The sequence below is a fragment of the Frankia sp. AvcI1 genome, from assembly GCF_001420875.1.
Lineage (GTDB): Bacteria > Actinomycetota > Actinomycetes > Frankiales > Frankiaceae > Frankia > Frankia alni.
Map to the genome: position 1 here is coordinate 74,796 of NZ_LJFZ01000034.1, position 21,346 is coordinate 96,141.

General features: G+C 75.9%; 7 pseudogenes. All 7 read right to left on the reverse strand.

Features of this window, described 5'->3' with window-relative positions:
• Positions 1-753: pseudogene (locus tag UK94_RS66740) on the reverse strand (polyketide synthase); the annotation flags it as partial.
• A gap of 133 nt (positions 754-886) precedes the next feature.
• Positions 887-3,805: pseudogene (locus tag UK94_RS66745) on the reverse strand (SDR family NAD(P)-dependent oxidoreductase); the annotation flags it as partial.
• 1 nt (position 3,806) lies between these two features.
• Positions 3,807-6,458, reverse strand: a pseudogene (locus UK94_RS66750) (type I polyketide synthase); the annotation flags it as partial.
• Position 6,459: 1 nt separating this feature from the next.
• Positions 6,460-8,575, reverse strand: a pseudogene (locus UK94_RS66755) (beta-ketoacyl synthase N-terminal-like domain-containing protein); the annotation flags it as partial.
• Between the two features lies 1 nt (position 8,576).
• Positions 8,577-11,269, reverse strand: a pseudogene (locus UK94_RS66760) (type I polyketide synthase); the annotation flags it as partial.
• Between the two features lie 138 nt (positions 11,270-11,407).
• Positions 11,408-12,470: pseudogene (locus UK94_RS76555) on the reverse strand (beta-ketoacyl reductase); the annotation flags it as partial.
• Position 12,471: 1 nt separating this feature from the next.
• A pseudogene (locus UK94_RS76560) lies at positions 12,472-14,215 on the reverse strand (polyketide synthase dehydratase domain-containing protein); the annotation flags it as partial.
• Positions 14,216-21,346 lie beyond the last annotated feature (7,131 nt).

A 21,346-nucleotide genomic window follows, 5' to 3' on the forward strand; every position in this document is an offset into this window, starting at 1 on the left:
GGCACCCTTGCCGAACGCCTTGCACCGCCCGTCGGCGGCGAGCCCGCGCTGGTGCGCGAACTCGACGAACACCCGCGGTGTCGCCATCACGGTCGCGCCGCCGGCCAGCGCCAGGTCGCACTCCCCGTGGCGCAGCGACTCCGCGGCGAGGTGCATCGCGACCAGCGACGAGGAGCATGCCGTGTCCAGCGTGAGGGCCGGGCCCTCGAAGCCGAAGGTGTAGGCGAGCCGCCCCGAGGCGATGCTCGCCGCGTTGCCGGTCATGAAGTAGCCGTCGAGCCCGGCCGGGCTCGCGCCCAGCGGCGGCGCGTACTCCTGGTAGATCAGGCCGGCGAACACACCGGTCCGGCTGCCCCGTAGCTCGCCGGGCACCAGCCCCGCGCGTTCGAGGGCCTGCCACGCGGTCTCCAGCAGCACTCGCTGCTGTGGGTCCATCGCGAGGGCCTCCTTGGCGCCGACGCCGAAGAAGGCGGCGTCGAACCCGGCGGCGTCCGCGAGGAAGCCGCCGACCTCGGGGTAGTCCCCGTCGGCGGCCCAGCCGCGGTCGCGCGGGAACTCGGCGATCGCGTCGGTTCCCTCGGAGACCACCCGCCAGAGGTCCTCGGGTGTCTGGATCCCGCCGGGGAAGCGGCAGGCCGCGGACACGATCGCCACCGGTTCCGGGGTGCGCAGCTCGGTGAGCTCGCCCTTCACCCGGACCAGCTCCGCGGTCGTCCACTGCAGGTAGTCGATCAGTTTCTGCTCGTCGGTCACGTCAGGTCACCTCCACGTCGGTCGTCCGGCGGCGGGCGGCACGGCGTCAGGGGCGCAGTTCCGCGTCGATGAACCGGAACAGCTCCTCGGCCTGGCTTGCGGGGGAACTGACGGTGATCTCCACCACCGGGGNAGGCACCGCCGGGCCGGCCTGCACCGGGGTGGTCGCCGGCGGGTTGGTCGCCGGCGGAGTGGTCGCCGCCGGGGTGGGCTGCGCCGGGACCAGCCGGTCGAGCAGGTACCCGGCCAGGGCGGCCGGGTTCGGGTGGTCGAACACGATCGTGGCGGGCAGGCGCAGGCCGCTCGCCCGGCCGAGCCGGTTGCGCAGTTCCACCGCGGTGAGCGAGTCGAAGCCGAGCTCCTTGAAGCTGCGATCACCCGGGCCGTCGCCCTCGCCCGCGTCGCCGGCGGTGTGGCCGAGCACCGCCCGAACGTTGCTCACCACGAACTGTCCGACCAGCTCACGGCGACGATGTGGCTCGGCGTCCGCGAGTTGGGTGGCGAGATCCGCCACCACGGGCTGGGGGCGCGCGGCGGCCTGCGCCGGGCGGGCCAGCGACCGCAGCGGCGCCGGCAGGTCAGCCCCGGCCACCAGCCGCGCCGGGTCCAGCCGCACGGCGACCAACGCCGGCACGTCCGCGCCGAGGGCGGCGTCGAGCAGGGCGAGGCTGTGGGCCGCCGAGAGCGGCAGCACCCCGGCCCGGGCCATCCTCGCCTGGTCCGTCGCCGACAACGAGCCGGTCATCGCGCTGTCGGAACGCCACAGGCCCCACGCGACCGAGGTGGCCGCGAGCCCGTCGCGGGACCGGGCGACCGCGAGCGCGTCGAGGAACACGTTCGCCGCCGCGTAGGCGGCCTGGCCCGGGCTGCCCACCACGCCGGCCGCGGACGAGAAGAGCACGAACGCGGCGAGATCGACGTCCCGGGTGAGCTGGTGCAGGTGCCAGGCACCGTCCACCTTGGGCCGCAGCACGGCGTCGAGCCCCACCTCGGTCAGGGTGGCCAGGGTCGCGTCGCGCAGGACGCCGGCCGCATGCAGGACGGCGGTGAGGGGATGCTCGACGTCGATCCCGGCGAGGACCCGCCGCACGGCGTCGGCGTCGGCGACGTCGGCCGCCGCGAAGGTGACCCGCGCGCCCAGCTCGGTGAGCTGCGCGCCCAGCTCGTCGGCCCCCGGCGAGGCGGGCCCGCGCCGGCTGACCAGCAGCAGGTGCCGCGCGCCGTGCGCGGCGACGAGGTGGCGGGCGACGAGGGAGCCGACCCCGCCGGGCGCGCCCGTGATCAGCACTGTGCCCTCGGGGTCCAGCGGGCGCGACAGGCGCAGCACGATCTTGCCGACGTGCCGGGCCTGGCTGAGATGGCGCAGCGCCTCGGGCGCCCGCCCCGCCGCCCAGGCCGTCACCGGCGGTGGCGTGAGGACGCCGGCCCCCAGCAGGTCGGCCAGCTCGGCGAGCATCTGGCCGATCCGGTCCTCGCCGGCCTCCATCAGGTCGAAGGCGCGGTACTCGACGCCGTGCCGGGCCTGGATCTGCGCCGGGTCACGGACGTCGGTCTTGCCCATCTCGACGAACCGGCCGCCGGGTCCGAGCAGGCTCAGGGAGGCGTCGACGAACGCACCGGACAGCGAGTTCAGCACGACGTCGACACCGCGCCCGCCCGTCGCCAGGCGGATGTGCTCGGCGAAGGCCACCTCACGCGAGTTGGCCAGGTGATCCGCCGCGAGACCGAGGGTGGCCAGGAACGGCCACTTCGCGGGGCTCGCGGTGCCGTAGACGGTCACCCCCCAGTGTCGGGCGAGCTGGATCGCCGCGCCGCCGACCCCCCCGGCCGCGGAGTGCACCAGCAACGACTCCCCCGGCTGTACCCGGGCCAGGTCGCGCAGTGCGTAGTACGCGGTGAGGTAGACGGCGGGGATGGCCGCCGCCCGGGCGAAGCTCAGCCCGGCCGGGATCGGCACCAGCAGCCGGTGGTCGGTCACCGCGACCGGGCCGATCCCACCGGAGATCAGGCCCATCACGGCGTCGCCGGGTTCGATCCCGGTGACGTCCGCTCCGGTCTCGACCACGATGCCGGCACCCTCCGTGCCCAACTCGGCCTCGCCGGGGTAGAGCCCCAGCGCGAGCATGGCGTCGCGGAAGTTCAGCCCGCTGGCGCGGATCGCGACGCGGACCTGGCCCGGTTCGAGCACCGGCCGTGGCTGCCCCAGCAGGACCAGATCGTCGACGGTGCCGCCCTCGCCGCGGGCCAGCCGCCAGTCCCCCGCCGCCGGTGCGACCAGCGCCGGGCGCCAGCCGCCCAGCCGCGCGGCCAGCAGGACGCCGTCGCGCAACGCCACCTGGGGCTCGCCGCCGGCGACCGCGTCGCGGAGCAGGTCGGTCGACGGATCCGGCCGGTCGGTGTCAACCAGCACGATCCGGCCCGGCTCCTCCGCCTGCACGCTGCGCACCAGCCCCCAGATCGGGGCCTGCGCCAGCGCACCCACGCGGTCGCCGGGCACGGCGGCCACCGCGTCGCGAGTCAGGACCACGAACACCGCCTCCCGCAGCCGTTCGTCGGCCAGCAGGCGCCGCAGGTCGTCGAGCACACCGGCCAGCGCGGTGCGGGTGGCCTGCGGCACCGGGCCCGTCGCGGCGGGCAGGAGCAGGACCAGCGCGTCGGGCCGGTCCCGGCCCTCGTCGAGCGCGCCGAGGGCGGCGGCGAGATCCGGCTGGTCACCGCCGGAACCCACCGTCCACAGCCGGGCCGGACGGGCGCGGTGCGCGCCGTCCACCGGTTCCCAGCCGAGCCGGTACAGCAGGCCCGCCAGGCCAGCGACGTCCTGCGGTCGCACGGCGTCCAGCTCGCCCGCGTCCACGGTGCGCAGCGCCACCTCGTCGACCGCCGCCACCGGTGTTCCATCCGGCGCGAACAGGTGGACGCCGACGGCGTCCGCTCCGGTGCGGCGCAGCCGGATCCGAAGCCGGCCGGCCGGCGGCGCGGGCGCGAAACGACGCAGGCCGCGCCAGACGAAGGGGAGTCGCACCGCGCCGTCCACGGCGCCAAGCCCGGCCAGNCCGACGGCGTGCAGCGCGGCGTCCAGCACGGTCGGGGCGACGACGAAACCGGCCGGCCCGGTCACGGCGATCTCCGCCAGCACGGTGTCACCGAGCCGCCACGCGGCTGCCAGCCCCCGAAACGCCGGGCCGTAGTGGTAGCCGGCCGCGGCCAGCTCGTCGTACACGCGGTCCGTGGCAAGCGGCTGCGCCCCCGGCGGCGGCCAGGCACCGGGCAGGGCGCCGAGGTCGGCGGCGGCAGCGGGGGTCAGGGTGCCGCTGGCGTGCTCGGTCCAGGACGCGCCCAGCGATCCGGGCGCCGGCACGGCTCGGGAGTGGATCCCGACCTCCCGCGCGCCGTCGGCCGCCGGCGCCCCCAGGGTCACCTGGATCTCCACGTCCTGCCCGTCGGCCAGGACCAGCGGGGTGCGCAGCACCAGCTCGTCCACTCGCCCGGCCTCGACGACATCACCCGCCGACGCGGCCAGCTCGGCGAACAGCGCGCCGGGCACCAGGACGGTGCCGGCCACCGCGTGGTCGGACAGCCAGGGCTGGCTGGCGAGGCCGAGGCGGCCGAGCAGCAGCAGCTCGGGCCCGTGCGCCGGGCGTAGCGCCGAGGTGAGCAGCGGATGCGCCAGCGGCACGGAGCCGGCCGCGGGCGGTCCGACCGGGGCGGCGTCGAGCCAGTGCTGCCCACGGTCGAAGGCGTACGTCGGCAGGACCGGGAGGCCGGGGTGGCGGGGACCCACCTGGGCCCGCCAGTCGACGGCGACTCCCGCCACCCAGGCCTCGGCGGCGGACAGCAGGAAGCGGTCCAGGCCGCCGTCCCCCCGACGCAGGGTGCCGAGCGCCGTGGCGGCCGCGTCCGGCACCTCGTCGACGATGTCCTGGAGGCCGACGGTAAGCACGGGATGCGGGCTGATCTCGATGAACGTCCGGTACCCCGCGTCGATCGCCGCCCGCACGGCGTCCTGGAGCAGCACCGGCTGGCGCAGGTTGCGGTACCAGTACTCCGGCTGGCCGAAGTCGTCGGCGGACTGCGGGTCGAGCCGGGCACCCGTCACCGTCGAGAAGTAGTCCACCCCGGACCAGTCCTGCTCCTCGACGCGCGGCAGGACCCGCAGCAGCTCGTCGCGGAGCACCTCGACCTGCGCCGAGTGGGAGGCGTAGTCCACGTCGATCGGCCGGGCCCGGAACCCGTCCCGCTCGAACAGCTCCCGCGCGGCCTCGATCGCCTCGGCGGTGCCGGCCAGGACGGTCGAGTTCGGGCCGTTGAGGGCCGCCACCGACAGGGCGCCGACGGTGACGGCGGCGAGCGTCGCGTCGACCCGGTCTCGCGGCGCCGACACGGACAGCATCGCGCCGCGGCCCGCGATCGCGGCGAGTGCCCGGGAGCGCAGCGCCGCCACCGCGGCCGAGTCGGCGAGCGACAGCGCCCCGGCCGCACCGGCCGCGGCGATCTCACCCTGGGAATGCCCGATCACCGCGGCCGGGCTGACCCCGACGGACTCCCAGACCGCGGTCAGCCCGGTCATGACGGCCCACAGCAGTGGCTGGACCACGTCCACCGACTGGACGGGGCCGGCCGCGTCGACCTCCCCGCCGTCCCCGCGCAGCCGCTCGAGCAGGGACCAGCCGGTCACCGGGTCCAGCGCCGCCGCGCACTCGGCGATCCGCGCCGCGAAGGCGGGGGACGAGGCCAGCAGCTCCCGCGCCATCTCGGTCCACTGCGCGCCCTGCCCCGGGTAGAGGAACACCGCCTCCCGCTCGCCGTCGCTGTGCCCGCTCACGACGCCCGCGGCCGGTTCGGCCTGCGCCAGCGCGGTCAGGCCCGCGATCGCCTCGCCGTGGTCCCGGGCGACGACGACGGCGCGGTGGTCGAACTGCGGGCGGGTGTGCACCAGCTCGGCGGCCACCCCGGCCAGCGACTGACCGGGATGGCTGCGCAGGTAGGCGTGCAGCCGCCGCGCCTCGCCCCGCAGGGAGGCGGGCGACTTCGCCGACAGGACGAGGGGCACCGGTGGGCCGCCCGGCCCGCTACCGCCCGCCGCCGCGGCGTCGACCGTCGCGGCCGGGGCGCGCGACGGCTCCTCGATGATCACGTGCGCGTTGGTGCCGCTCATGCCGAACGCGGACACGCCGAACCGCCGCGTGCGCTCACCGTCCGGCCACGGGACGTCCTCGGTCAGCAGCGCCACCGCACCCCGGCCCCACTCGACGTGGCGGCTCGGTGCGTCGACGTGCAGGGTACGCGGCAGAACGCGGTTCTCCAGCGCCTGCACCATCTTGATGATCCCGCCGACGCCGGCCGCGGCCTGGGTGTGGCCGATGTTCGACTTGAGCGATCCCAGCCACAGCGGCGGGGCCGAACCACGGTCGGCGCCATAGGTCGCGAGCACGGCCCGAGCCTCGACGGGGTCGCCGAGGGTGGTCCCGGTGCCGTGCGCCTCCACGACGTCGACGTCCACGGCGGACAGCCCAGCGTCAGCGAGCGCCTGCGCGATCACGCTCTCCTGCGCGGGCCCGTTCGGGGCGGTCAGCCCGTTGCTCGCGCCGTCGGAGTTGATCGCCGAACCCCGCACCACCGCGAGCACGGGATGGCCGTTGCGCCGGGCGTCGGAGAGTCGTTCCACCACCAGCATGCCGACGCCCTCGCTGAACCCGGTGCCGTCGNCCGCGTCCGCGAACGCCCGGCACCGGCCGTCCGGCGAGAGTCCCCGCTGCCGGCTGAACTCGACGAAGATGGACGGGGTCGCCATCAGCGTCGCCCCGCCGACCAGGGCGAGGTCGCATTCGCCGTTGTGCAGCGCCTGCCGGGCGAAGTGCAGGGCCACCAACGACGACGAGCACGCCGTGTCGACGGTGACGGCGGGCCCGCGCAGCCCGAGGGCGTAGGAGATCCGACCCGAGGCCACGCTGCCCGCGCTGCCGGTCGACAGGTAGCCGCCGTGCTCGGCGGGGTTGCCGGCGGCGCGCGCGCCGTACTCGGTGTAGATCAGCCCGACGTAGACCCCGGTGCGCGAGCCGCGCAGCCGGGTCGGGTCGATCCCGGCGCGCTGCACCGCCTCCCACGACGTCTCCAGCAGCAGCCGCTGCTGGGGGTCGGTGGCACGCGCCTCGCGCGGATTCATCGCGAAGAACTCGGCGTCGAAGCCGGCGACGTCCCCGAGGAACCCGCCGCGGCGGGTGTAGGACGTGCCCGGCGTGTCCGGGTCGTCGTCGAACAGGCTGGCAAGGTCCCATCCTCGGTCGGCGGGGAACTCGCCGATGGCGTCCGTGCCCGAACTGACCAGCTGCCACAGGTCCTCGGGCGTCACGACGCCGCCGGGATAGCGGCAGGCCATGGAGACGATCGCGATCGGGTCGTCGGCGTCGCGCGCCCGGCGAGCGCCGGCTCCCGCCACGGCGCCCGGCTCGGCCGCCAGGTGGCGGGCCAGGTCGCGGGGAGTCGGAAAGTCGAACACCAGGGTAGCGGGCAGGCGCCGGCCCACGGCGCGGCTGAGATGATCCCGCATCTCCACCGCGGTCAGCGAGTCCAGGCCGAGGTCACGGAACGTGCGGTCGGGACGCACCACCTCCGCCGAGCGGTGGCCGAGCACACCGGCGACGGCGGCACGGACCGCGCCCAGCAGCGCCTCGACGCGCTCCTCCCCGGCCAGCCCGGCAAGCGCGTCCGGCGTGAGCTTCGCGGCGGCGGAGCGCCCGCCGACGCGTGCCCGCTGCCGACGGGCCCGCGTACGCGCGGGCGCCACCACGTCGACGCCCGTGCCGGTGGTCGTGCCGGTGGTCGTGCCGGTGGTCGTCGAGCCCGCGCCGCCGGCGCCGTCCACCGCACGCAGGGTCAGGCCGGCCACGGTCAGCACCGGCGAACCGTCGACGGCGAACGCCGCGAGCGCGAAGGCGTCGGCGCCGGTGGGCGTGAGCCGGACCCGCAGCTCCCGGGCGCCGGTGGCGTGCAGGTGGACGTCGGTCCAGGTGAAGGGGACCACGGCCGGGTCGGTCGGCGCGCGCGGCCCGGTGGCCCGGTCGAGAAACGCGACCTGCACGGCGGCGTCCAGCAGAACCGGGTGCAGCAGGTAACCGTGCACGCCTTCCCCTTCGGGCAGCGCGAGGTCGGCGAACACCTCCCCGTCCGCCCGCCAGGCCGACCGGACGGCGCGCAGCGCAGGCCCGTAGTGGACGCCGAACCCCGACAGCGCGGCGTAGGCGGCCGGCAGGTCGATCGCCTCGGCGCCCGGCGGCGGCCACGATGCGGGGCCGGTCGCGACGGCCCCGCCGGACTCGTCGGAAGCTGCGAGCGAACCGGTCGCGTGGCGCCGCCAGGTCGCGCCGGGACTCTGCCCGCCGACGCGGGTGTGGATCGTGAACCGGCTGTCCTCCCCCACGCTCACCTGGGCCTCGACCGGCCCGTCCGGCATGTCCACCGGGGCGAGCAGGACCAGCTCCTCGAGGGCGGGCACACCGAGCCAGTCGCCGGCGGCCAGCGCGAGTTCGGCGAGGGCGGCGCCGCTGAGCAGCGTGCGCTCACCGAGGCGGTGCTGGCGCGCCCACCCCGGCCCACCCGGCAGCCGACCGGTCAGCAGCACACCCGACGCCTGGTCGACGACGATGCCCAGCACCGGATGGCCGGAGGCGGCGACACCGGGACCGGCCGTGGGCACAGCGTTGGTGTCCAACCAGTGCCGGCTCTCCTGGAAGGCGTAGGTCGGCAGGTCGGTCAGCCGCCCGGCCGCCGCCGTGCCCCAGTCGACCGGCGTGCCCGCGGCGAACAGCGCGCCCGCAGCGGTCAGNAGCTGCTCGACGCCGCCGTGGTCGCGACGCAACGTGGCGAGCGCCCGCGCCGGCTCGGCCAGCCCGTCGAGCACCTCACGCACCGGGGCGACGAGCACCGGATGTGGGCTGACCTCCAGGAACACTCGGTGACCGGCCTCGGCGAGCGCCGCGACCGCCTCCGCCAGCCGCACCGGCTCACGCAGGTTGCGGTACCAGTAAGCGGCGTCGAGCTCCGCCGTGTCGATCCGGCTCGCCGTGACCGTGGACAGGAACTCGACACCCGCCGAACGCGGTCGCACCCCGGCGAAGGCGGCCAGCAGGCGGTCCCGCAGGGGCTCGACCGCGGCCGAGTGCGACGCGTAGTCGACCGGGATGAGCCGGGCCCGCACGCCCTGGGCCGTGCAGCCCTCGACCAGGGCGGCCACCGCTGCGGGCTGCCCCGCCACCACGGTGGCGTTCGGGCCGTTGAGCGCGGCGATGTCGATGCCGGGGAGGAGCCGGGCGCGCACGGCGGACTCCGGCAGGTCGATCGATGCCATGGCACCCGTGCCGGCGATCTCGACGAGCGCCCTGCTGCGCACCGCGACCAGTTCCGCCGCGTCGGCCAGCTCCAGCGCACCGGCGACGTAGGCCGCGGCGATCTCGCCCTGGGAGTGGCCGACCACGGCGGCGGGCTCGACGCCCAGCGCCCGCCAGGCCGCGGCCAGCGACACCATCACCGCGAACAGCGCCGGCTGCACGACGTCGACGCGCTCCAACGCCGCGCCGTCGCCGGTGAGCACCTCCCTGAGGTCCCAGTCGACGTGGGGCGCCAGCGCCCGCGCGCAGCGGTCCAGCTCCGTCCGGAACGGCTCGGACGTCTCCAGCAGCCCGGCCGCCATGCCCACCCACTGCGAACCCTGGCCGGGGAAGACGAACACCGGGCGGCCCGCGGTGATCGCCTCGCCGCGGGCCCCTCGGGTCGTCGGGAGGTCATGTTCGAGGGCGTCGAGCACCTCGTCGAGCTCGACGCGGCTCGTCCCCACCGCGACCGCACGGTGCTCCAGCGCGGCGCGGCCGTGCGCGAGGGTGTGCGCCACGTCCGCCGGGTCGGCCTCGGGATGGTCCGCCAGGAACCCGCGCAGCCGCCCGAGCTGGGCGTCGAGCGCCTCGGCGGTATGCCCGCTGACCACCCAGGCCACCGGCCCGGGTTGCTGTGGCCCGGGCGCGTCCGGGTCGATCCGCGGGCCGCTCGCCGCCGGCTCGCTCCCGGCTCCTGCCGGCTCACTCCCGGCTCCTGCCGGTTCGGCCACGGCCTGCCCGCCGTCCGGCGCGGGCGCCTGTTCCAGGATGACGTGCGCGTTCGTGCCGCTGATTCCGAAGGAGGAGACCGCGGCCCGTCGGGGCCGCTCGCGCGACGGCCATGCGATCGACCGCGTGAGCAGGCTGACCGCCGAGGAGTCCCAGTCGACGTGGGGGGTGGGGGCGTCCACGTGCAGGGTGGCCGGCAGCCGGCCGTGCCGCATCGCGAGCGCCATCTTGATCACGCCGCCGATGCCGGCGGCGGCCTGGGTGTGACCGATGTTGGACTTCAGCGAGCCGAGCCAGGCCGGGTCATCCCGGGTGTGCGCCCGCCCGTAGGTGGCCAGCAGCGCGTTCGCCTCGATCGGGTCGCCCAGGCCCGTGCCGGTGCCGTGCCCCTCGATGGCGTCCACCTCGGACGCGGCCAGGGCGGCGTCGCTCAGGGCGGCCCGGATCACCCGCTGCTGCGCCGTCCCGTTCGGCGCGGAGAGCTGGGTGCTCGCGCCGTCGGAGTTGATCGCGCTACCCCGCAGCACCGCCACCACCGGATGGCCGTTGCGCCGGGCGTCGGAGAGCCGTTCGAGCAGCACCAGGCCGACGCCCTCGCCCCACCCGGTGCCGTCGGCGCCGGCCGCGTACGCCTTGCAGCGGCCGTCCGGGGACAGGCCGCGCTGGCGGCTGAACTCGATGAAGGTCGCCGGGGTCGCCATGACGGTCACACCGCCGACCAGCGCGAGCGAGCACTCGCCCCGGCGGATCGCCTGCGCGCCGTAGTGCAGCGCCACGAGCGAGGATGAGCAGGCCGTGTCGACGGTCACCGCGGGCCCCTCGAACCCGAACGTGTAGGCCAGCCGGCCGGAGGCGATGCTGCCGGCGCTGCCGGTGCCGATGAAGCCCTCGAAGCCCTCCGGCGCGCGGGAATGCCGGGAACCGTAGTCGGAGTACATCAGCCCGACGAAGACCCCGACCGGCGCACCGGAAAGCGACCGCGGGTCGAGCCCGCCCCGCTCCAGTGCCTCCCACGCGGTCTGCAGCAGCAGGCGCTGCTGCGGGTCGATGGTCAGGGCCTCCCGCGGGCTGATCCCGAAAAGGTCCGCGTCGAAGTCCGCGGCATCGTGCAGGAAGCCGCCCTCGCCGGCATAGCTGGTGCCGGGGGTGTCGCCGGCGGGGTCGATGAGCTCGTCCAGCGGCCAGCCGCGATCGGTGGGAAACGGCGTCACGGCGTCCGTCTGTGCGGAAACGAGATCCCACAACTGGTCGGGAGTGCGCACGCCCCCCGGATACCGGCAGGCCATGCTGACGATCGCCAGCGGTTCCCGCGCGGCAAGTTCGACGTTCTCCAGTTTCGCGCGGGTGGCGAGCAGCTCGTTTGTTGCGCGCTTGAGATAGCCCCGCAACCGTTCTTCGTTCGACATCTCTTCGTTCGACATCGCCCGCGCCTTTTCCCTTCAGTCCTTCAGCTCGCGGTCCAGCAACCCGAAAATCTCATCATCGGAGGCTGAATCCATTCCAAAGGCTCGTTCGTCGGCGTTGTTTTCCCCGGCGCCGAGCGTTCCGAGTGCGGCGCNCAGCGCCCGGACCAGATCACCGCGCCGCTCGTCGTCGGCGGGTAGCCCCGCGGTGGTGGCGACCAGCCCGTCCAGGGCGGCCAGATCCAACGCGGCCTGCGCCGGGGCGCACAGCTCCACCAGATGATCGGTCAACGCCCTGGCGGTCGGATGGTCGAACAGCAGCGTGGTGGGTAGGCGCAGTCCGACGTCCTCGCTGAGCCGGTTGCGCAGTTCCAGCGCGGTCAGGGAGTCGAGTCCGATGTCGAACAGCCCTCGGTCCGCCGGCACTGCGGCCCGCCCGCCAAGCCCGAGCACCTCGGCGATCCGGGCCAGCACGGCTTCCTCGACGATCCTGCGCGCCGCAGCCGCGTCGAGGCCCGCCACCGTCTGCGGCAGCCGCACCGGCCGGGCCGCGGCGGCACCACCAGCACCGCCGACCCCGTCGGCCCCGCCGTACTCTCCGGACGCGACCGGTCCGGCGGGTGCCGACGCGCCGGCGGTCGCCGGCACCAGATCGGTCAGGACCGCCGGCAGTTGACCGGCCCGGCGGGCCAGGGCGCGCGGGTCGAATCGGGCGGGCACGAGCAGCGCCGCCGTCCCGCCCGAGCCCCGGTCAGGCAGGGGCTGATCGAGCAGGGCCTGGTCGAGTGGCTGCTGGTCGATTGGCGGCTGGTCGAGTGGCGGCTGGTCGAGTGGCGGCTGGTCGAGGAGGGCCTGGTCGAGCAGGGCGAGGCCCTCGTCCACGGTGAGCGGGAGCAGGCCGAGCCGGCCGAGCCGGGATCGGTCGGCGGCGGCGAGCTCGCCGGCCATCCCGGTCTCCCAGGGCCCCCACGCCAGGGAGGTCGCCGGTAGCCCCACGGCCCGACGGTGCGAGGCGAGGGCGTCGAGGAAGGTGTTCGCCGCGGCGTAGGCACCCTGACCGGCGTTGCCGACGATCCCGGCGATCGAGGAGAACAGCACGAAGGCGTCCAGCCCCGACCCGGCGGTGAGGCGATGCAGGTTCCAGGCCGCGTCGATCTTCGGCCGTAGCACCCGGTCCACCTGCTCGGCGGTCATGCCCGCCAGGATCGCGTCGTCGAGGNCGCCGGCCGCGTGCACCACGGCGGTGAGCGGATGCTCGGTGCCGACGCCGGCCAGCAGCGCCTGCGCGGCGTCGTGGTCGGCGAGGTCGCAGGCCGCGACGGTCACCTGCACGCTCGCCGAGCGCAGTTCGCCGGCGAGCGCGTGCAGCCCGGGGTCCGCGTCGCCGCGCCGGCTGACCAGCAGCAGGTGCCGCGCGCCGTGCGCGAGGGCGAGCTGGCGGGCGACCACCCCGCCGAGGGCCCCGCCCGCCCCGGTGACCAGCACCGTCCCGGCGCCGAACCGTCCGGTGCCCGGCCGCGGTCCCGGCCGGGGGCCGGGGCTGGGCACCGCCCGCAGCCGCGGCCGGTACGCTCGGCCGCGGCGCAGCGCGAGCTGGGCGGGCCGGGCCGCGATCGCGTCGGGAAGCAGCGCCAGCGAGTCCGGCCGCCCGTCGACGTCGATCAGGCTGATCCGCCCCGGGTACTCGGCCTGCGCGGTGCGCACCAGCCCCCAGACCGGCGCGTCCGACAGGCGCGGTACCGCGTCGCCGCCGCCGGCCGCGACCGCGCCGCGGGTGACCACGACCAGACTGGTCTGCTCGGCGGTTGCGACGATCAGCTCCCGGACCACCTCGATCCCCGCTCGCGCCGCGGTCGCCGGGTCGCCGTGCGGGCCGGGGACGTCGCCGTCCGGCGCCCCACCGGGCGAGACGACGGCGACCAGCACCTGCGGGCCCGCACCGGGGTCGCCGGCGGGCTCGGTGACCTCGCGGGCGTCGGTGACGATCGGGAAGGGCAGGCGGAGCTCGGCGGCGTCGGCGCCGAGGTCGAGCACGGTGACGCCGCGCGGTGCCGGCGCCGGCGCCGGTACGAGTGTCTCGGGCGCCCAGTCCACCTCGTACGCCGACGGTGGCGCGGCCCCGGCCCCCGCCCCCCGCAGCAGGGACTCCTCGACCGGCCGCAGGGCGATCTCGCCCACGGAGAACACCGGGCTGCCCGCGGTGTCCACCGCGGCAAGGGAGAACGACGTCGCGCCGGTCGGTGTGACCCGGACCCGCAGCGGGCCGGTCGGGACGCCGTGCGCCCCGTGCACGCGGATGTCGCGCCAGGTGTGGGGAACGTCGATGGTGCCGTCGTCGCGGTCCTCGCCCTCCCCCGCCGCGACGATCCACCCGTGCAGCGCCGCGTCGAGCAGCTCGGCGGGCCCGCCGCCGGCGACGTCCACCTCGGACACCAGGTGTTCGCCGTCGCGCCACAGGGCCCGCAGGCCCTGGAAGGACGGCCCGTAGTCGTAGCCCCGCTCGGCGAGGGCCGGGTAGACCCCGGTGACGTCCACCGGCCGCGCCGCCGGCGACGGCTCGCCCGACCAGGGCTCGCCGGCGGCCGGACCGCCCGCGTCGGCGGCGGCCACGAGGCTGGCCTGGGCGTGCAGGGTCCAGTCCTCGGCGCCGGGAACCCGACCGAAGATGCGGGCCGTGGCACCGTCGGGTGTGCGCTCCAGGGTGACCCGCAGCCGCACGTCGCCGCCGCCGAGCAGCACCGGGGCGAGCAGCGTCAGCTCCTCCACCGCGGTCGTGCCCACCCGGCCGGCCAGCCAGCCGAACAGGTCCACGACCGCGGCGGCGGGCAGCAGCGGTGCGCCGTGCAGCGCGTGGTCGGCCAGCCATGGCTGGCGCCGCGTCGAGAGCACCCCCGTGTACACGCTGTGCGCGCCGCCCGGCATCTCGACCGCCGCCGAGAGCAACGGGTGGTCCGGCTCGTCCATGCCGAGCGCGGCGGCGGTGGCGGGCTCGGCCGGCGGGTCGAGCCAGAGCCGCTCGCGGGCGAAGGCGTAGGTGGGCAGCGGGACGGTCACCGCGTCGTCGCCGAACAGCNCCCGCCAGTCCCACCGCACGCCGGCGATGAACGCCCGGGCGACGAACGACCCGATCGCCGCCAGCTCGCCGTGGCGTCGGTCCAGCGCGGCCAGGGCCACGACGCCGTCGCCGAGCTCNCAGTCGTCGGCCAACGGGGCCAGCACGGCGTCCGGCCCGACCTCCAGGAACGTGGCGGCGCCCAGCTCTCGCAGCCGGGTCAGCGCGTCGGCGAACCGGACGGTCCCGCGGACCTGATCCACCCAGTGCCCGGCCGAACCCAGCGTCGGCGCATCGACCTCACGCGCGGTCAGGGTGGACACCAGGGTGCGGGTCATCGGGCCGGTGGCCGGCCGCCCGGCCGCGTCCCGGAACCGCTCGAGCATCGGGTCCATCCGGGCCGAGTGGAACGCATGGCTGACGGACAGCCGCCGGGTGCGGTGGCCCCGCTCGGCCAGGCGGGCGGCCAGCTCCACGACCTCGGTCTCGTCCCCGGAAATCACCACCGACCGCGGGCCGTTGACCGCCGCGAGGTCGACCCGCAACGCGGCCTGCTCGGCGAGGCTGCGTACCTCGTCGGCGGAGGCGCGCACCGAGACCATCGCGCCACCNCCGGGCAGCTCGTCCATCAGGCCACCCCGGGCGGCCACCAGCGTGACGGCGTCGGCCAGCCGCAACGCCCCGCTGACGTGCGCGGCGGCGAGCTCGCCGATGGAGTGCCCGGCGACGAGATCGGCCGGCAGGCCCCAGGACTCCAGCAGGCGGAACAGCGCCACCTCGACGNCGAACAGCGCGGCCTGGGTGTACCTGGTCTGGTCGAGCCGGCCCGGTTGCGCGCCGGTGACGACCGCACGCACGTTCAGGCCCGCGACCCGGGCGAACTCGTCGCACACCGCGTCATACGCCGCCNCGTACACCCCGAACGCCTGGTAGAGGCCGGTTCCCATGCCGACACGCTGGCTGCCCTGACCGCTGAACAACACGGCCATCGCGCCCGTCACCGGCTGGCCGGCGAACACCAGCGGGAGCGCCCCGGACGGGCCGGGGGGTACGACCTCGACCGGCCCGGGACCGGCGATCGCATCGAGTGTGGCGATCCGTTCGAGGCCGGAGATCAGCTCCTCGCGGGTGCGGCCGAGCACGACCGCCCGGTGCTCGAACGCGCTGCGGGTGGTCGCCAGCGACAGGGCGACGTCGGCGGCCCGTTGACCGGGTTCGTCCAGCAGGTGCTGCCGCAGCCGAACCGCCTGCCGGCGCAGCCCGTCCGGGGTGCGCGCGCTGAGCACCCAGGGCAGCAGCGGCGTTTCGGGACCGGCCTCGCCGGGGGCTGTTCCCCCGGCCGCGCTGACGCCATGCTCCGGCCTCGGCTCGGGGATCTGCGGGTGGACCTCCTCGGAGCCCGGCCCGGTCATCTGCTCGGCGTCCTGCTCGAGCACGATGTGGGCGTTGGTGCCGCTGATACCGAACGACGACACCGCGCTGCGGCGTGGCCGGCCCGAGTCGGGCCAGGGGAGCAGCGTGGTCGGCACCGTGACGGTGCCCTGCGACCAGTCGATGTGCCCGCTCGGGCGGTCGAAGTGCAGGGTGGCGGGCACGGCGCCGTTGCGCATCGCCAGCACCAGCTTGATGACCCCGGCCACGCCCGCCGCGGCCTGGGTGTGGCCGAGGTTCGACTTGAGCGAGCCCATCAGCAGGGGGCGGTTCTCGTCGCGGTCCCGGCCGTAGGTCGCCAGTACCGCACCCGCCTCGATCGGGTCGCCGAGCCGAGTCCCCGTGCCATGTGCCTCCAGCACGTCGACGTCGGCGGCCCGCAGTCCCGCGTCGCGCAGCGCGGCCCGGATCACCCGCTCCTGTGACGGGCCGTTCGGCGCCGTCAGGCCGTTGCTCGCGCCGTCCTGGTTCACCGCGGAGCCACGCATCAGCGCGAGCACCCGGTGGCCGTGGCGGCGCGCGTCGGAGAGCCGTTCGAGTACCANCACCCCGGCGCCCTCCGCCCAGGCGGTGCCGTCCGNGGCGGCCGAGAACGGCTTGCATCGGCCGTCCGGCGCGAGCCCCCGCTGCCGGCTGAACTCGACGAAGGTCGCCGGGCTTGCCATCACGGTCACGCCGCCCACCAGCGCGAGGCTGCTCTCACCCAGGCGCAGCGACCGGGCGGCGTCGTGCATCGCGACCAGCGAGGACGAGCACGCGGTGTCGATCGTCACCGCCGGGCCCTCCAACCCGAGGACGTACGACACCCGCCCGGAGGCGACACTGCCGGCGCTGCCGCTGACCAGATATCCCTCCAGCTCGTGCGCGCCGCCGCGACGCTGGTGGACCCGCGCCCCGTAGTCGGAGTACATGACGCCGATGAACACCCCGCACGACGTGCCGCGCAGGGACGCCGGATCGATCCCGGCGTCCTCGACCGCCTCCCAGGCGGTCTGCAACAGCAACCGCTGCTGCGGATCGACGGCGAGCGCCTCCCGCCGGCTGATGCCGAAGAACTCCGCGTCGAACTCGGCCGCGTCGTGCAGGAAGCCACCATGGCGGACGTAGGAGGTGCCCGGCCGCTCGGGATCCGGATCAAACAGGTCGGGGTCCCAACCCCGGTCGTCGGGGAACTCGGTGATCGCGTCGGTGCCCGCGGTGACCAGCCGCCACAGCTCGTCCGGCGTGCGCACGCCGCCGGGGAGACGGCAGGCCATCCCGACGATCGCGATCGGGTCCTCGCCGGTCCGCCCCGGCCCGCCCGCCGGTGCCGCGCCGGCCGCCTCGGCGCCGGCAGCCTCCGGTTCCGTGCCACCCTGCTGACTGGCGATGAGCCGGATCAGCGCGGTGGGGTTGGGATGGTCGAACACCACCGTGCTCGCCAGCCGGACGCCGAACGCGGCGGTGAGGCGGTTACGCAGGTCGACGGCCATCAACGAGTCGAACCCGAGCTCGACGAACGCCCGGTCGGCGTCGATGTCCGCCCGACTGGGGTGGCCGAGAACCTCGGCCACCGTGTCCAGAACCAGACCGGCGACGTCGGCCTGCGTCGCCGCAACCGCCGCGAGTGGCGCCCGAGCGCGAGTCGCAGGCTCGCCGGAGCGCCCGAGCCGCCCGATCGCACGCGGATGGAGGTTCGCCGCGACGACCGACGGTACGCCGGCGCGCAGCGCCCGGTCGAACAGCGCAAGNCCCTCCGCCACGGTCATCGACCCGATGCCGGCGCGTTCAAGTCGAGCCAGGTCCCGCTCGGTGAGCCCGCCGGCCATCCCGGTGTCGACCTCCCACCGACCCCAGTGGATGGTCAGGGCGGACAGCCCAGCCCGGCGACGTTCGTGGCCGACCGCGTCGAGGGCGCTGTTCGCCGCGGCGTAGTTGCCCTGCCCGGCGGTGCCGAGGATCCCGGCGATCGAGCCGAACAGCACGAAGGCGTCCAGCTCGTCGCCACGGGTCAGCTCGTCGAGGTGCCGGGCCGCGAGGGCCTTCACGGCGACCACCGCGTCGACGGCGGCTTCCGAGAGCCGCTCGACGACGGCGTCCTCGGTCGTCCCGGCCGCATGGATCACCGCGCTCAGCGGGGCGTCGAGGCCGGCGATCAGCTCGGCCAGGTCCTCGCGGCGGGTCACGTCGCAGGCCAGGACGAGCACGCGGGCCCCGAGCCCGGCGAGCTCCGCCTCGACGCGGGCGGCGTCGGGATGCGCCGGACCGGACCGGCTGACCAGCACAAGGTTGCGTACACCATGACGTTGCACGAGGTGACGCGCGAGCTCGCGGCCCAGGGCACCGGTGCCGCCGGTGAGGAGCACGCGTCCGCCCGCGGCGCTGCGCGGCAGCAGCGGACCGGACGCCCCGCCGCCGTCGACCTGCCCCGCCGAACCCGCCGAAGCCGCCGAAGCCGCCGAACCCGCCGGCTCCACCGGTTCCGCCGCGTCGACCGATTCCGCCAGGTCTGCCGATTCCGCCAGGTCCGCCGCGTCCGCCAGGTCCGCCGCGTCCGCCAGGTCCGCCGCGTCCACCGGGTCCAGCCTTGGGACCAACACCGTGGCGTCACGGATCGCGGCCCGGTCCACGGCGGCCCACTGGTCGGGCACCGTGACCGATCCGGCCTGGCCCACGTCGAGCAGCGCGAAGCGGCCCGGATGCTCCGCCTGCGCGGCCTGAACGAGGCCCCACACGGCGGCGACGACCGGGTCCGCAGCCTCACCTGCAGCCGTCGCGACGCCCCGGGTGACGAACACCAGCCGGGTGGACGCCGTCCGCTCGTCGGCCAGCCAGCGGGTGACGGCGAGCCTGGCCGCGTTCGCCGCGGCGCGGGGGTCGTCGCCAGGCGTCGGCGCGAACAGCACCGTGGCGGGCAGCGGCTCGCCGACGTCGCCCAGCAGCGCGTCGAGGTCGGCGAACGCCGCGTCCGCCGCCCCGCCGACGATGACGGTGCCGGCGCCGGGCGTGGTCGCCGGCCCCGCCTGCTCCCAGCCCAGGCGGTACAGCTCGGCCGCCGACGCCAGCGCGCGCAGCCGGACCCGCGCGACGGTGAGCAGCGGGGCGCCGGTCGGGTCGGTCAGCTCCAGTCGGTAGGTGCCGGGCGTGGCCGGCACGAGCCGCACGCGCGCCTGTCCCCCCCGCGCCTGCCGCTCCCGCACCGCATGCAGCCGGACCCCGTCAAGCGCGTACGGCACCCAGCGCGGGCCGCCGAGGTCGTTGAGCGCCAGGACATGCAGGGCGACGTCCACGACAACCGGATGCAGGTGGTAGTGCGCGCTGTCGGCCAGGACCGGCGTCGGGACCTCGATCTCGGCAGACAGCGTGCCGCCGTCGCGCCAGGCCGCGCGCAGCCCGCGGAAGGCCGGCCCGTACTGATAGCCGTGCTCGGCCAGCAGCTCGTACGTGGCCGTCGCGTCGCCGAGGTCGAGGCGCTCGCCTCTGCGCTCCCACGATTCTGCGGGTGCACGGGAGCCGGCGTCGGACGGGCCGGGGGCCTCGCCCGCCGGGCCCAGGTCGGTGAGCAGCGCGGTGGCACACGTGGTCCACGCGGCGCGCCCGTCCGGCCGGCCGGAGCGAGCCCGCAGGACGCACTCACCGGAGGGCGCGACCGTCGCCTGGAACGCGGCCTGCCCCTCGCCGTCCAACACCAGCGGGCTGTGCACGACGAAGTCGTCGACGCCCGGCCGGCCGGTGGACGCGCCCGCGGCCCGGACGAGTTCGAGCAGCACCGCCGCGGGCACGAGGGTGCGCCCGTCGATCCGGTGGTCGGCCAGCCACGGCTGCGTGTGCGACGAGAGCAGGCCGGTGAACATCGAACCGGCCCCGTTCGGCAGCTCCACCGCCGCCGCCAGCAGCGGGTGAGGCGTGCCGTCCAGCCCCAGATCGGTGGGCCGCGCCGGCTCGGGCGCGGGATTGAGCCAGTACCGCCTGGTCTGGAAGGGGNAGGTGGGCAGTTCGACGTACCGGCCGCCGGCGAAGAACGGCACGAGGTCCACCGCCGTCCCGGCGACGTGCACTCGGCTGAGCGCCTCGCGCACGGACGCCGGCTCGGGGCGCCGCGGGTGCAGCAGGGGCACGGCGAGGACCTCGTCCACGGTGTCCTGCACCATCGCGGACAGCGACCCGTCGGGGCCTAGTTCGACGAACCGGGTCGCCCCCGCGCCGTGTGCGGCGCGGACGGCGTCGGCGAACCTGACCGGGCGGCGAAGCTGCTCCAGCCAGTAGTCCGCCCCGGACATCTCCTCGGCGTCGGCGATCCGGCCGGTCAGGGTGGACACGATCGACGTCGCGGCGGGGGCGAACGTGACCTCGGCGAGGACCGCGCGCCAGCGTGCGAGCACGTCGTCCATGTGCGGCGAGTGGAAGGCGTGGCTGACCGCGAGCCGGGTGGCCCGGCGGCCGCCGTCCTTCCAGCGCGCGACGAGCTGGTCCACCGCGTCGGCGTCGCCGGACAGCACGACCGAGGCTGGCCCGTTGACGGCGGCGACGGCGACCCGGCCGCCGGTCTCGGCGACCAGGTCCCCGGCCTCGTCCTCGGTGGCGGCGAACGCGGCCATCGCGCCGCCCTCGCGGGCGGACTGCATCAGCTCACCGCGGGCGGCGACCAGGGCGCAGGCGTCGGACAGCCCCAGGATCCCGGCGACATGCGCGGCGGCCAGCTCGCCGACCGAATGGCCGAGCAGGAGGTCCGGTGTGAGCCCGTGGCTTTCGACCATCCGGTACAGCGCGACCTGCAGGGCGAACAGCGCCGGCTGGGCATACCGGGTCTGGCGCAGCCGGTCGGCGTCACCGTCGACGAGGTCGTGCAGGCGGACGCCGAGCAGCGGGTCGAGGTGCGCGGCGACCTCGTCGAAGGCCGCGGCGTAGGCCGTCGACGCCGCCAGCAGGCCCGCGCCCATGCCCCGCCGCTGGGAGCCCTGGCCGGTGAACAGCAACGCCAGCCGCTGATCGGGCTGGGCCCGCCCGCGCCTGAGCGCGGGGTGCGCGGTCCCGCCGGCCAGCGCCCGCAGCGCCGGCAGGACGGTGTCGGCGTCGACCAGCACCGCCGCGCGCTCGGTGAACTGGGTCCGGTGGCGCGCCAACGTGAACGCGACATCGACCAGCGCGGGCGCGCCCGCGGAGGCGAGCAGGTCACCGAGGGCGCTCGCCTGCGCCTGCAGCGCCGACTCCGTCCGCGCGGACAGCAGCAGCGGCACCGGGCCGGCGTCCACAGCCGACTCGGTCGTGTCGGGCCGGTCGCGCGTGTCGGTCGTGTCGGAGGTGTCGGAGGTGTCGGAGGTGTCGGTGGGTGCCTGTTCGAGGATGACGTGCGCGTTCGTCCCACTGATACCGAACGACGACNCCCCCACCCGCCGCGGCCGACCCCCCTGCGGCCACCCCACCTCCTCCCGCAACAACGCCACCCCCGACCCCACCCACTCCACCCGCGGCGACGGCTCCTCCACAAACAACGTCCGCGGCAACACCCCCGCCCGCAACGCCATCACCATCTTGATAACCCCACCCACACCCGCCGCCGCCTGCGTATGCCCCACATTCGACTTCAACGACCCCAACCACAACGGCACCTCACGACCACCACCCCCATACAC